This is a genomic window from Clostridium formicaceticum (genome assembly GCF_001854185.1).
Lineage (GTDB): Bacteria > Bacillota > Clostridia > Peptostreptococcales > Natronincolaceae > Andreesenella > Andreesenella formicacetica.
In genome coordinates, this window is record NZ_CP017603.1 from 3,929,813 (window position 1) to 3,943,930 (window position 14,118).

The window sequence follows — 14,118 nt, forward strand, 5'->3', positions numbered from 1 at the left end:
ATTAATTTTTTATTATTTCAGCCTTTGCTCTTATGTTGTCATAAAGCTCTTTAAATTCAGGGTCCTGTGTAAGTTCTTCGTGAAGTGGCTTAACGTTTTCCTGGAATAACTTAATATCAGGATATACAAATTCTGCACCATTCTCTTCAGCTGTCTTCTTTGCAATTTCTGCATCTACCTCCCATAGATCAAGTTCTAAGACTGTAGCATTCTTGATTTCCTCGTCAAAGATAGCTCTATGTTCTTCTGACATACCATTATAAATATCTTGATTAATGATCAGTAAATCTGGAATCATAAGATGCTGTGTATAAGAATAATACTTTGCTACTTCATAGTGCTTCATATGGGCATAGATAAGCTCATTGTTTTCACCACCATCAATAACGCCAGATTGGGTAGCAGTATAAACTTCACTTTGCGCCATAGGTGTACCTACACCTCCCATGTACCTCATCATCTTAACATTTGTATCACTTTCCATAATTCTTATCTTTAAACCCTTTAAATCATCAGGGGTATTTATTGGCTTATTCGTATATACATTTCTTACACCAGCATGGAATGCAGTAAGAACAGTAAATCCTTTGTCCGCTGTAGACTTGAAAAGCTCTCCTACAATAGCATCATCAGTAAACACTGCATTCTGATGGTCTTTACTATCATAGATATAAGGAAGACCTAGTATTGAAAACTTTTTGTTAAAGTTTTCTACAAGGCTGTTAGCAACGATAGACATTCCTACGGCACCTGTCTGAACCAATTCAACAGTTTCACGCTGAGGCCCAAGAAGCTCATTGGGATAAAGCTCAATCTTATAAGCACCGTTCGTTCTTTCAAAAATCTGTTCCCCAAAATGTTCCATAGCTTTATATTGAGGATGTGTTTCAGGTTGATTGAAGGCTACTTTAATCACTTGCGTATTACTTGCATTTGTAGTCTCCGTCTGCTTTCCAGTGCAGGCACTGAGTGTTACCATTAAAGCTATTAAGATGAATGCAAAAATTCTCTTTTTCATAATATTTCCTCCCTAATATGTTTATTTTAATGAATATTACATACTACCTTAAATCATTGGTCTTCACATGGTCCATGTCATCAAAAGTTCTGTTTTCTCCTGCCATAGCCCATATAAATGCATAATTGCTTGTCCCACAGCCACTGTGTATCGACCAGCTTGGTGATATCACTGCCTGTTCATTTTGCATGATAATATTTCTGGTTTGCTGTGGTTCACCCATGAAGTGAAAAACTACATTATCCTCAGTGAGGTTAAAATACATATATACTTCCATTCTTCTCTCATGTGTATGACATGGCATGGAATTCCACACACAACCTGGCTCTAGAATAGTACAACCCATAGATAATTGACAGGTTTCAAGAACCGCTGGATGGATCAATTGATATAATACACGTTTATTTGATGTTTCGGTACTTCCAAGCTCTACTCTATTGGCTATGTCAAGCGTAATTAGCTTCGTCTCAAATTTTGTATGTGCAGGTGCAGAACACATATAAAACTTAGCTGGATTTGTAGGATCATCGCTTTTGAAATTTATACTAAGACTACCTTTACCTATATATAATCCGTTTAACCTTTCCAGCTTATATTCTTCTCCATCCACCACCACGCTGCCAGTACCACCAATATTGATAATCCCAAGCTCACGTCGTTCAAGAAAGTACTCCACGCCAAGATTTTTTTTACAATCTATATTCTTCTCAATATCAATAACTTGAGATACTGGCATGACACCTATAACAATAACTCTATCTATATGAGAATATGTAGACAAAACATTGTCTGCTTCGAAAAGTTTCTCAATAAGAAATTCTTCCCTTAGTTTTTCTGTATCATATGTTTTTGCATCTTTCTGGTTCGCACTATATCTTATATCCATAATTTCCTCCTACGATAACCTTATATTATTGCAACAGTTGCTACATAACCAAGAGATAGTTAAATAAAATAATGGCTTAGTTCATTATATACTCTGTCTCCTAGTCTATCGATATTTCCATGAAGGTGCCGATCTATAAGCTCTTGCACCTTATCTTTTTTAGCATTTTTGATAATATCAAACAATTCACAGTGTTCCTCATATAGCCTATCAAAACAAGCTAGTGCTACGATATCCAACATTCTAAATCTTGTATAATACACTTGAAACTCCTGGATAATCTGCCAAAGTTTCCTCTTTCCTGCAAAATCAAAACAAATAGCATGAAATTCACTGTCTACACTATAAAACTTAGCTGGATCTATGTTAGGACTTTTAACAATCTCTTCTTGTCTTTTTAGGTTTTCTGATAACTTTGAAATTACTTCATCAGGTATTTTACCAATAATTTCTTTTAGCACTGTGCTTTCAAGAACAGTTCGCATATAAATAATTTCTTTAATAAGCTCCATATCAAGCAATGTGACATAGGTGCCCTTTTGTGGAACAATTTCTATAAATTTTTCACTACTAAGCCTTAAAAAAGCTGTTTTTACTGGCGTTCTAGAAACATTGTATTGCTTGGATATCTCATTTTCGCTGATGAGTTGACCAGGAGCAAGTTTCAAACTTAATATATCTTCCTTTAAGGCACGATAAATCTCATCACTATTCATACTTTTGCTTTTAAAATGTTCGTTTGTCATTTTATCACCTCCTCGTTAGTTTAATAACCGTATTCTATTTCTATGCAATAACCCGCTAGTTGCATTCTTGAGTTCTTGAATGCTTGCATGCAAGTTTATAGTTTTAATATAGCATAAGATTCTTTCTCTGTAAAGTTATTTATGAAATCTTTTTCTTTATTATGAAGAAAGACCCAAACACATTACATTTCTTAGCGTTTGGGTCTTTTGTTAATCAATTTTTCATTACTTTTATCCTACATGTTTTTCTTGATCTGTGTTTACTATCTCTTCTAATAACTCCTGTGCTCCACCTAAGTTTTTGTTAGCATCTCCTGGTTTTACTACATAGTCACGAAGAAGTTTTCTCATTAAGTCTAAAGGAATAATCAACACGGCCATAATGGTAACATACATCCATTCCTGTAGGTTTAATCCTTCTGTTCTTAATACTTCTCCTCCAAAGTAAGTGAATAGAATTTGAACGCCAAAAATCAAGGCTACAACCCTTAGGAAGTCACGATTTTTTGTAATATTTTTGAAAAGATTTATTTCAGTCGTTCTAGCATTAAAAGTATTGAAGGCATTTAAGAAGATAAAGAAAGCAAAGAACCCTGTTAGGAAATAAATATCTTCACTGCCGGCAGGCCCTACTCTAAAAATGTCTTTTATCCTGCTGGATTTTAAAAACCAAATACCCATAGCAGCAATAAAACCACCATTGATCAGAATAGAACTCCACATATCCTTATTGATAATAGATTCACTTCTTCTCTTAGGCGCTTCCTTCATATACTTCTTCAGAGCAGCTTCTCCACCAAAGGCTAGTGCGGCTAATGTATCCATCACCAGATTTACCCAAAGCATCTGCGTCATGGATAATGGTAGATCTACACCAATAAACGGTCCTAAAAAGGCAATTAATATAGCCGCTACATTTACCGTTAACTGATATACAATAAACTTACGAATACTATGGAAAATTGTTCTTCCATATAGCACAGATTTTGTGATAGATAAAAAGTTATCATCTAATACAACGATATCTCCTGCTTCTTTAGCTACTTCTGTTCCACTACCCATAGCAAAGCCTACATCTGCACGTTTTAAAGCCGGTGCATCATTCACGCCATCTCCCGTCATTCCTACAACAAGATCTAGTTCCTGTGCAATTTTTACCAACCTTGACTTATCTGTTGGCAATGCTCTGGCAATTACTCTAATATTAGGAAGTAAGGCTTTTAAGTCTTCATCTGTCAGCTGCTGAATTTCTTGAGAGGTAAATATAAGATCCTCTTTTCTTCTTAAAAGTCCTGCATCCTTCGCGATAGCCATTGCAGTTTCTTTTCTATCTCCTGTAATCATCACTACCTGTATGCCGGCATCCATAGCTTCCTTAATAGCACTGGCAGACTCTAGCCTTAAATCGTCTCGTATACCCATGATACCAACCAGTGTCATTTCCTTAAAGTTAGCATCTTCCTCTAAGGTTTCCTCTGTAGTGGCAATAGCAATAACCCTTATTGCCTTCTGAGCTAATTCATCCATCTTTTCCTCTAAAGCTTTTCCATGCTTTAGTTTTTCTTTGTTCCCGTTTTCATCATAATAGTATGCACATTTGTCTAAAATTTTCTCAGGCGCTCCCTTAATCAAGGTTAAGTTCTTTTCTCCTTTAATTTCTGCAGCAGAATATTTTTTCTCACTGCTGAAGGGAATGGTTTTTACTACTTCTATCTCTGTTTCTTTTCGATCGCTACAAGAAACAAAATGTAGTAAAGCTCTTTCTGTAATATTACCACCAATCACCTGAAGGTCGCACCCTTTTTCAGCTTCTTTAATAAGGGCATTGGTATTTTTTCTTAAAGAAAGATTTAATAAATTACCTAAGCCTTTAGGAATTTCATCAAAGGTACTATATTCACTGTTCTCTCCTCCAATAAAGGTGACTACCTCAAGCTGCCCCTTTGTAATGGTTCCTGTTTTATCAGAAAAAAGAATGTTAAGACTTCCAGCCGTCTCAATACCAATCAGCTTTCTTACAAGAATATTATCCTTCAATAGCTTTCTCATGTTTAAAGATAGTACCATAGCAATCATCATTGGTAATCCCTCTGGCACCGCCACAACAATAATAACAATCGCTAAGATCACAGCTGTTACTAGGTCATTTACAGGGTTTTGCCAGTTAGACAGGTATAAGCTGATATTTCCCATGTCGAATCCATTATCTATTACAATTTTCTTAAACATAAAAGATAAAGCAATAAATACTCCGCCAATATAACCAAATTTACTGATGCCTTCTGCCAAAGCACCTAATTTCACCTTCAATGGGGACTCTCTGTCATCTACTTGCATCTCTTGTGCTAAATTACCATAGAAGGTTTTGTCCCCTACTACTTCTACCTTTAAAATACCCTCTCCAGATACTACTACTGTTCCACGATAGACATCATAAGGATTGCTTAAGTCTGTGTCTCTTTTATCTTCGCGAAAGTTTTTAGGCACAGCTTGTTTATTTATCTCCTTTGCTTCACCAGTTAAAGAAGCTTGATCTACTTTTAAACTTCCCTCTAAAAGCTTTCCATCAGCAGGAATTTTATCGCCGCATTGTAGTAAAACCAAATCTCCTACAACAATATCATCTATAAAAATCTCTTGAATCAACCCTTCCCTAAAAACTTTACATTTGATTTTAGAGGCATCTTCCTGTAGTTTTTGGAAGGATTCTTCATTGGTATATTCGGACCAAGTGGCAACACAAGTGGCTAGCAGTACTGCGATAGCAATCCCTAAAGACTCATACCACTCAGTATGACCCAAAAAGAAAAACAGTAAGTTAATTCCCAAAGCTACAATGAGGATTTTTATAATTGGGTCCTCAAAATTTCCCTTTAACTTATCCCAAAAGCTTTCTGCTTCTACAGGAGTTAATTGATTGCTGCCATGCTTTTCTCTGGATTTTTTAACAGCTTCTGCATCCAATCCATTCATTTGGTATTTCATTTTTTCATCTCCTCATTCGATTAACCAGTCTATATCTTTTATAAATACAAACCAATAAATTAACTTTAATACTCTCATGGATGTGATTAGGAAAGTTCCCCTATATCCCCATGTATAGTAGATTATGGTGTAAAATTCCCTAAACATCAAGAGAGCAACTTGTATGATACAAGCTGCTACTCCATTAGAAATCATTTTATATTTTATGCCTAGCCTACCTGTAGTCCATAGTTTTTGCAAAGAGCAGCCAAACCACCAAAAAATCCACTTCCTACTGCACTAAACTTCCAATCATTACCGCTTTTGTATAACTCACAAAATACCAAAGCAGTCTCAATAGAGAATTCTTCTGCTAAATCATATCGCAGTATTTCTTTACCTGTTTCCTCATCCACTAAACGTACAAAGGCATTGGATACTTGTCCAAAGTTTTGCGCTCTTTGTTCCGCATCATGAATTGTAACTGTAATAGCAATTTTTTCAACATGGCTAGGAATTTTAGAAAAGTCTATAAGAATTTGTTCATCATCTCCGCCGCTACCGCCTGTTAAATCATCACCGGTATGGACAACACATTGGTTTGGTCCTTCTAAATTATTATAAAAGATAAAATCTTTGTCATTTTGTGCCTTATCATTGCTTCCTAATAAAAACGCAGAAGCATCTAAGTCAAAATCATAGCCTCCTGAGTATTTATTAGTATCCCAACCTAAGCCTACCATCACTTTTTTTAATCCTGGGTTTCCCTTTGTTAAGTCAATTTTTTGTCCCTTTGATAAATTAATACTCATATTCTTCCCCTTTCTAAAAATATTCAAGTATCTTTTGATTAAAATCGTTTAACAATTTCCCCTAAAGAAGCATCATTAGTACCTTCACCAACAGCCGCAAATTTCCACTCTGCTCCATCACGGTATATCTCTCCTACCATTAAGGCGGTTTTTCCACTATAGCTATTTGTTAGGTTATAACGGATGAGTTCTTGTTTGTTATCTAAGTTCACTAAGCGTATAAATGCATTATTAATCATGCCAAAATCTTGTTTGCGGCGAATACAGTCATAAATATTTACTACAAAAAATAGCTTATGGATATCTGACGGAACTTTGTTCAGTTCAACAAAAATTTCCTCGTCATCTCCATCACCACCACCAGTTAAATTATCTCCTGCATGCTTCACACTTCCGCACCCACTCTTTAGGTTGCCAAAGTAAATTAGGTTTTTGTTTGACACTAGTCTACCCTGTTCATTTAGCATCAATACAGAGGCATCGCAGTCTATTTCAGGGGCTTTTCCCCCTCCAAACAAGCTGCTTAAAAAACCTCCCCTTGGCTGCTCCACTGGGTCCCAACCTAACCCAACCATAATTCTTGATAATCCTTTGTTCCCCTTTGTTAAGTCGACACGCTGGCCTTTTTGCAAGTTAATTGACAAATTATTTCCTCCTTCCTAGAATAAAATCTGGGAATTCTAGATGATTTGTTTCTTCCTTTTCTATTTTAGTGTAATTGACTTAAAAATGCAAATTTTCGTCATTTTTTTCTCAAATTATCCAACATTTACACCGAAGTTTCTACAAAGAGCAGCAAGGCCCCCATAAAAGCCGCTACCTATAGCATTGAATTTCCACTCTGCTCCATGTCGATAAAGTTCTCCTACTACAATAGCGGTCTCAATACTAAAGTCTTCTGATAGATCATAGCGGATAAGTTCTTCTTCATTTTCTTGTTTAAAAACACGAATAAAGGCATTAGACACCTGTCCAAAGTTTTGCGCTCGATTTTCTGCATCATGAATCGTTACTGTAAAGGCAATTTTTTGGATATCTGATGGCACATTGCTAAGATCTATAAAAACCTGCTCATCATCTCCATCGCCTTCTCCTGTAAGATTATCCCCCTGATGAACAATGGCTCCTGATGCATCTTTTAAGTTGTTGTAAAAGATAAAGTCTGCGTCACTTCTTACCTTCCCAGAATCTCCAAGTAAGAAAGCCGCCGCATCTAAATCAAAATCAAATCCTCCATCATATTTATTGATATCCCATCCAAGTCCCACCACTACCTTTGATAGACCAGGGTTTCCTTTCGTAAGATCTACTTTTTCTCCTTTTTTTAAACTAATTGCCATAATAATCTCTTCCTTCCCTAATGATTTTTACTCTCTAATTGTTTTTGCAATTCCAATAACCTTTGCTTTGAAGACTCTCTATTTTGTCTGTTTTCCTCTTGAATTTGTCTTGTATCATCAATCCCCTTCATGATGGTTTCAAAGGTTTTCTCAAGGGTCTCTATTTTAATGCTAGATCCAGATGTCAATTGAGCAATTTCTGCAGACTGACCAGCGATATTCTGGGCATTTTTTAACAGCATCTCATTTGTTTTTTCATCTAGGGCCCGCATAGCATCCGCCTGTATTTTTTGCCTTTTGATGGCAATCGCCTGAATTAATCCTGATTTAAAAACAGGAATCGTGATGACAAAGGCACTACCAATTTTTCTAAGAAGATTATAGTTTCCTTTTTGAATCAATTTGATCTGCGGAGCAGTTTGCAGGGCAACCATTTTTGCCATCTCTAAATCATGTACCCTTTGTTCCACCATTTCTAAGGCTTGGTGTCCATTTTGCAGGTTAATCGCATCTATTTGTTCTCCAGATGCTGCCTGTTTTTCTAGCTCTGGGATAATGTAATTTTTCATCTTATGAATAACAATTTCCCCAGCCTTTATATATTTTTCTAAATTTTCATAGTACATAATATTTTGTTCGAACATCTCTTCCAACATTACATTCGTTTGGTTAATCTCACTTTCGTATTTTTTAATCTCAACATAAATCTTAGATATTTCCTTATCCATAGTTTGATATTTTTCTAGTAAACGGCTAATATCATTTTTAACTTTATTAAAGATTTTACTGATGAAGCCCTGCTTTCCCTCTGCAAAATCCTTAGGATCAAATTTTCCCATAATTGCATTCAATTGCTGAAGCATTTTTCCACTATCCTCTACAGAAGAGTTACTGATAGAAGATAGAATACGATCACTAAACTTTGAAATTTCTACAGCTGTTTCTTGCCCAAAGGACATAATTGCCTGAGCATTACGAATATCTAGCTCATTAGCTATTTTTTGAACCTCTGGTGATTTCTTTAATTTTAATGCCACTTCATCTGCTTTTTTATCCAAATCCACTTCTTGTACTTCTAATAATTCATTCATCAACTTTTCCCCCTAACCATCCCAGTTTTAAAAAAATCTTGAGAAGATTTTTTTAAAACCATTGGTTTTTTTGTTTTGTTCTTGTCCATGAAAGTCTAAGTCAAAAGTAAAGTTTTCTAGTTTATGAATATCATAATAATAACAGTTTATACCATTTTCAATATTATTATAACCCGTAGGGGTTACAATTACGATATCAAAGCCCGAAAAATGCAAAAATCCTATTACAATTAGGTCCTCCTGCGTAAAAGTACCTTCATCCCCATCGAAGATTACCAGCTTAGGTAATTGGTGAGGATAATCAAACTTTTGCAGCAAATCTAAATATTTTTTTTCCAAAGTGAGGATTGTATACAAGCACTTTGCCTTTAATTGAAGCGTCATAGGAAATGCAAAAAAGTCTTCTTGGTTTACTAGCTCATCAATTTTATCTAAGATCAAATCCTGCACTGCACTGCGCAAATAACCAAAGCGATATTCTGGCAGGCTCTTTACACGCTCCCTGTTGATCTTACCTTCTTTATCAAAAATTCCAGAGCTAAGAGCATAACCTCGTGAAGGGTATATGGGGATTTTATCAATGAAAATCCCCATATCTCCATTGTCCTTCAATTTATTGAAATTTACCAAATACTCATTGATATCTGTAGTTGTCCCACTAATTTTAGCAAAAATATTAGGAATATAAACACTGCCTGCTTCTACCTTGAAGCCTTGTCGAAAACGGGCCTGTTCTTTCCACAATATAAAAAGCTCTTCATAGGTGGTTTGCAGCGGAGTAGAAAACAATTTGTAGTCTTCAAACTGCCAAGGGCGATAAAGCCCTCCCTCCTCAGTGTGCAATATCCTATCAATTTCTATAGAAGCCCTGCGGGCAACGGTTTCTTGTCGATGCCCCTTTGGTAACTGAGGAAAAGGAATCAGTTCCATTTTTTCATCATACTCCAACAATTTAGAGTAGATGTTACTTTCCTGTACCTCATTAAACTTGCTTCCATCCTGAGGATTAAAATAAAGAATATCACAGCCTATTAGAGAAAGTAAAATCAGAAAGTAGACTTCATCCCTTTGAATATCACCATAAAACAATACCTTTGGGTTTATTTTTCCATATTCATATGCCTGTATAAGGGATAAAGCGTATTTTTCTATCCAGTAAAGAATTTTAATGTAGAAGTTTTTGACAATGTTCATATTTTTCTGATTTTTCATAAATATGTCCAGCAGAATTGCTAGCTTATCTTTAATTAACTGTTGTTTTGTATCGCCAATATCAGAAAGTATGCCTTTTTTCAAAGTGCCTTCTACAACTTTTCTTCCATTTTGTAGACCTAGTTTTTCAGTACACATCCAATGAGGCATTATTTTTTCAACCATTTTAGAGTCTATTGACTTGTCAAAGTGATCTTCTACCTTTAAATATAGCTTGTGCTGCTGCAATAATTTCTCGTTAAGCAGTAAAAGTTTTTCCTTATAGTCCTGCCTGTTTTCTACACCGATAATACGATAAAAGTAGATCGGTGTTACCATCAATCTATGGTTTGCTGCAAAACCTCTTCTCTCCCTAGGCAGAGTAAAAATGTCTTCAAAAATGTCTTTGGCCTCTGCACTAATCGTATTTAGTGCAAGATGAGCAAATTCTGCTTGACTCATACTCGGGGCACAAAACGCCCTTTCACCACCTTTTCGGTCTAACAAATATAACAGGGGATCATCCTCTGTCTTAATATCTTAATCCGTTGAAAATATCTACTATACATTTGATATATACATTTATTAGGTTATTTTATTATATTACTTATATACTCATTATACCCATAGTATTTGTATTTTTCAATATTTTTTGGACTTCTCCCTTTGATTGGCATATAAAAAGCCTGCCTTTCGATTATGATAAGCTTCATCATTTCTAGTAAAGAGCATACCTTATTTAAAGCAGAAAATCTCAAGACCCCCATTATGCAATAGGAAATCTTGAGATTTTATGAATTAAAGAAGTGCCAATATTATACGGCTATTTCTTTGTTTCCTGATAATTTAATTGCTTTTTTATGCTTTCACCTTACCATTTATTTTATGCCATAGATCTGCATTTTTAATTCCTAATTTCTTAGGATCAAACACAGGATCAATACCTTTAGCTTTTTGTTCTTCATAATCTTTAAGCGTCGCTAATCCTGGTTTTGTAAGAAGAATAATAGCAATAATATTTAACCATGCCATTGCCCCAACCCCTACATCACCTAAAGCCCAAACAGTACCTGCTGAATTAATTGCACCGATAAAGGTCATCACTAGCAACGTTATCCGGGTAATATTGAATATTAACTTATGATTTTTGAAATTCCTTGTTACATAAGCAACGTTTACTTCAGCATAATAGTAATATGCCATTAAGGTTGTGAAGGCAAAAAAGAATAATGCAACCGCTACAAACGCTCCACCAAGCTTTGGCATCAAATTTCCAACAGCTGCCTGAGTAAAGGCCGGACCTGGGTTTACTCCCGGAAGGTTTTCTGCTAAGAAACCACCTGCTCCGTCAGCTACATTGTAAGATCCAGTGATTAAGATCATGAAGGCAGTTGCTGAACATACAAATAATGTATCCACATAAACTGAGAATGCTTGTACTAAACCTTGTTTTGCAGGATGGCTTACTTCTGCGGCAGCAGCAGCCATAGGGCCTGTTCCTTGACCAGCTTCATTTGAATAAATCCCTCTTCGAACGCCCCACATAATCGCTTGACCTATAATAGCACCAAAGGCAGCTCTTGTACTAAATGCTGATGAGAAAATAAGCGCAAGAATACTAGGAATTTGTGTAATATTCATTACAATAATGATTAATGCAACAACAATATACGCAATCGCCATAAACGGTACAATCAGCTCTGCTACTTTACCAATACGTTTTACCCCGCCAAAAATGATAAGACCTAGTAAACCAGATACGATTAAACCTGTTATCACAGGACTAATACCAAATGCATTGTCCATAGAATTTGCAATACTATTAGCTTGAATTCCCGGTAAGAAGAAGCCCATGGATACCACTGCAGCCACTGCAAAGATCATAGCATACCATTTTTGTCCTAATCCTTTTTCAATAAAGTAAGAAGGACCTCCACGATATTCCCCATCCATTTCTTCCTTCCAAACCTGCGCCAATGCTGCCTCAATATAAGCAGAGCCCGCACCTAAAAAGGCAATTGCCCACATCCAAAACACTGCACCAGGACCCCCAAAGCCTATAGCAGAGGCAACCCCTGCAATATTACCAGTACCAACACGTCCTCCTAAAGCCATAGCAAAACTCTGGAAAGAAGATACTCCTGAATCCGAACTTTGTCCACCAAATAATTGCCCTACCATGTCCTTGAAAAGACGTACTTGCGGGAATTTCATAAGCACTGAGAAATATACACCCGCACCTAGACAAAGCCATACTAACCATTGGGACCAGATAATGTCATTTAACGCATTTAAAATTGCTTCCATGTTTTAATTCTCCTCCCTAGTTATAATTGATGCCTATATGATAGCGTTACTATATAAAGCAATTTTCGTGCCAAATACAATAATGCTAAAATTTTAGGAATTGATAAAAAATTGTCACAAGCATTGAGAAAAATATTTCCCGCGCTGTGAAATATCTTTCTCACTTTTTTATCTTAGGCTAAAAAATAATATGCCAGCATAATAAGTATAGATGTGAGCCATTAAATTTTAATATACTAAGGGCTACATTTGCAGTTCACGGTTTTGGGGCGAAACCGTAGATCGTATATATTAAAATTTAACTTTAGAAGCGCGCATCTATATACACTGGCATATTTATAGACGCCTTTACTAAGCTTAGGATAATCATTTTGAAACCTAACCAACCCCAATCGCGCAAGCTGCTTAGTTAAGTTAATTATTCATCTATTCATGTCTATAAATCTTATATTCATTAATCTTATTAAACAACTGCCTTCTGCTAATTCCTAGTTGTTTTGCTGTATTGGTCATGTTAAAATCATTGAGAGATAATACTTTTTCTATATGCCTTTTTTCAGTAGCTATCCTCACTTCTTTAAGAAGCATAGAATTAGATCCATTCATGTGTATTTCATCAGATATATCCTCCATACGAATGATACCATCCTTCGCCAGCACCACCAATCGTTCTATGATATTCTTTAATTCCCTAATATTTCCAGGATAATTGTAATTCATAAGCGCTTTAAAAGCCACTTCCTCAATGCTGGAAATATCCTTTTTAAGTTCTACCGCATACTTGACAATAAAATAATTGATCAGCTTTCTAAGATCTTCCTTTCTCTCTCTTAACGGAGGAATGGTTATAACGATGGTACTAATTCTATAGTAAAAGTCTTCTCTAAATTTTTTTTCTTCAATACGCTGCTTAATATCTCTATTGGTGGCGCAAATTAATCTAAAATCTATATCCATTAATGCATTAGAACCAATTCTTGTAATCTTTTTGTTATCTAATACTCTCAAAAGGTTTAATTGTACATCCAATGTTATATCACCAATTTCATCTAGAAATAACGTACCTCCATGGGCTGCTTCGATTCTTCCAATTCTTTTTTCATAAGCTCCGGTAAAGGCCCCTTTTTCATGACCATATAACTCTGATTGTAGTAAGCCCTCGGAAAAGGCATGACAATTTATTGCTACAAAAGCGTTGTTTTTTCTTGAACTAAGATGATGGATATAATTTGCAAAAACTTCTTTGCCAACACCAGATTCTCCCAGAAGTAAAATCGTAGCATTACTATCTGCTGCTCGAGTAGCTAAATCTAAAGCTTTATGAAACGCCTTATTTCTAGATTCAAGAAAATAGTTATGGGTTGATAAGCCTCTAACTTGATTTAATATGCTTACATTATTGCTCATCTGTATTTTCCTCCAAAGATCTAGGTATTTTCACATAGATCGTTTTATCGCTGTCCTGCTTACTTTCTAAGATAACTGCTCACTTCAATAAGATTCTAACTATTAAATTTCCTAATTTATTTTCATCTATGCATTTATTCGAAAAATAAAGTTTAAGTTTATTTAGCCAATAATAAAACCGGCCAAGCTACTGCTACGTAACTTTACCGGTAAAATTTTATCCTTCAGTGTATGGCTAAAAGGCCCACTGCTAGGTGAACAAGCTAAGTGACTAATGCCAAATCAAAGATTTAGGTTATCCACTTATATAAGTGGGAGATCAAATACTACACCTCGAAGTAAATTCGGCTACAATT

At 35.6% G+C, this 14,118-nt stretch carries 11 protein-coding genes; all 11 read right to left on the reverse strand.

The window, feature by feature from the left end; all coding sequences use genetic code 11:
* Nucleotide 1 precedes the first annotated feature (1 nt).
* Nucleotides 2-1,018, reverse strand: a complete 1,017-nt coding sequence (locus BJL90_RS18370) for a TRAP transporter substrate-binding protein (protein ID WP_070971508.1) — start codon at nucleotides 1,016-1,018, stop codon at nucleotides 2-4.
* Between the two features lie 43 nt (nucleotides 1,019-1,061).
* A complete protein-coding gene (gene kduI, locus BJL90_RS18375; protein ID WP_070971511.1) occupies nucleotides 1,062-1,904 on the reverse strand; it encodes a 5-dehydro-4-deoxy-D-glucuronate isomerase in 843 nt (280 codons plus the stop codon).
* Nucleotides 1,905-1,963: 59 nt separating this feature from the next.
* Nucleotides 1,964-2,650, reverse strand: a complete 687-nt coding sequence (locus BJL90_RS18380) for a GntR family transcriptional regulator (RefSeq protein ID WP_070971514.1) — start codon at nucleotides 2,648-2,650, stop codon at nucleotides 1,964-1,966.
* A 231-nt stretch (nucleotides 2,651-2,881) separates the two neighbouring features.
* Complete coding sequence (locus BJL90_RS18385; protein ID WP_070971517.1) at nucleotides 2,882-5,635, reverse strand: calcium-translocating P-type ATPase, PMCA-type; 2,754 nt, start codon at nucleotides 5,633-5,635, stop codon at nucleotides 2,882-2,884.
* Between the two features lie 209 nt (nucleotides 5,636-5,844).
* Nucleotides 5,845-6,426 (reverse strand): TerD family protein, encoded by a 582-nt coding sequence (locus BJL90_RS18390; RefSeq protein ID WP_070971520.1) that lies wholly within the window; start codon nucleotides 6,424-6,426, stop codon nucleotides 5,845-5,847.
* A 38-nt stretch (nucleotides 6,427-6,464) separates the two neighbouring features.
* Nucleotides 6,465-7,070, reverse strand: a complete 606-nt coding sequence (locus BJL90_RS18395) for a TerD family protein (protein ID WP_070971523.1) — start codon at nucleotides 7,068-7,070, stop codon at nucleotides 6,465-6,467.
* A gap of 114 nt (nucleotides 7,071-7,184) precedes the next feature.
* The gene (locus tag BJL90_RS18400; protein ID WP_070971526.1) at nucleotides 7,185-7,766 is read right to left on the reverse strand and encodes a TerD family protein; all 582 of its coding nucleotides are present in this window, start codon (nucleotides 7,764-7,766) and stop codon (nucleotides 7,185-7,187) included.
* Nucleotides 7,767-7,783: 17 nt separating this feature from the next.
* The gene (locus BJL90_RS18405; RefSeq protein ID WP_070971529.1) at nucleotides 7,784-8,857 is read right to left on the reverse strand and encodes a toxic anion resistance protein; all 1,074 of its coding nucleotides are present in this window, start codon (nucleotides 8,855-8,857) and stop codon (nucleotides 7,784-7,786) included.
* Nucleotides 8,858-8,884: 27 nt separating this feature from the next.
* Nucleotides 8,885-10,510 carry a YceG family protein gene (locus tag BJL90_RS18410; protein WP_070971531.1) on the reverse strand — a complete coding sequence of 542 codons (1,626 nt, stop codon included), beginning with the start codon at nucleotides 10,508-10,510 and terminating at the stop codon, nucleotides 8,885-8,887.
* A gap of 396 nt (nucleotides 10,511-10,906) precedes the next feature.
* Entirely contained in the window at nucleotides 10,907-12,355 is a 1,449-nt protein-coding gene (locus BJL90_RS18415) for an alanine/glycine:cation symporter family protein (protein WP_070971534.1), read from the reverse strand.
* Between the two features lie 426 nt (nucleotides 12,356-12,781).
* A complete protein-coding gene (locus BJL90_RS18420) occupies nucleotides 12,782-13,762 on the reverse strand; it encodes a sigma-54 interaction domain-containing protein (protein ID WP_070971537.1) in 981 nt (326 codons plus the stop codon).
* Nucleotides 13,763-14,118: the final 356 nt, after the last annotated feature.

What these genes read in the sequence shown, in the direction of transcription:
- BJL90_RS18380 (WP_070971514.1), bottom strand. Translation starts at nt 2,650, where the DNA reads ATGACAAACGAACATTTTAAAAGCAAAAGTATGAATAGTGATGAGATT.
- BJL90_RS18400 (WP_070971526.1), bottom strand. Translation starts at nt 7,766, where the DNA reads ATGGCAATTAGTTTAAAAAAAGGAGAAAAAGTAGATCTTACGAAAGGA.
- BJL90_RS18370 (WP_070971508.1), bottom strand. Translation starts at nt 1,018, where the DNA reads ATGAAAAAGAGAATTTTTGCATTCATCTTAATAGCTTTAATGGTAACA.
- BJL90_RS18385 (WP_070971517.1), bottom strand. Translation starts at nt 5,635, where the DNA reads ATGAAATACCAAATGAATGGATTGGATGCAGAAGCTGTTAAAAAATCC.
- BJL90_RS18405 (WP_070971529.1), bottom strand. Translation starts at nt 8,857, where the DNA reads ATGAATGAATTATTAGAAGTACAAGAAGTGGATTTGGATAAAAAAGCA.
- BJL90_RS18420 (WP_070971537.1), bottom strand. Translation starts at nt 13,762, where the DNA reads ATGAGCAATAATGTAAGCATATTAAATCAAGTTAGAGGCTTATCAACC.
- BJL90_RS18390 (WP_070971520.1), bottom strand. Translation starts at nt 6,426, where the DNA reads ATGAGTATTAATTTATCAAAGGGACAAAAAATTGACTTAACAAAGGGA.
- kduI (WP_070971511.1), bottom strand. Translation starts at nt 1,904, where the DNA reads ATGGATATAAGATATAGTGCGAACCAGAAAGATGCAAAAACATATGAT.
- BJL90_RS18415 (WP_070971534.1), bottom strand. Translation starts at nt 12,355, where the DNA reads ATGGAAGCAATTTTAAATGCGTTAAATGACATTATCTGGTCCCAATGG.
- BJL90_RS18410 (WP_070971531.1), bottom strand. Translation starts at nt 10,510, where the DNA reads ATGAGTCAAGCAGAATTTGCTCATCTTGCACTAAATACGATTAGTGCA.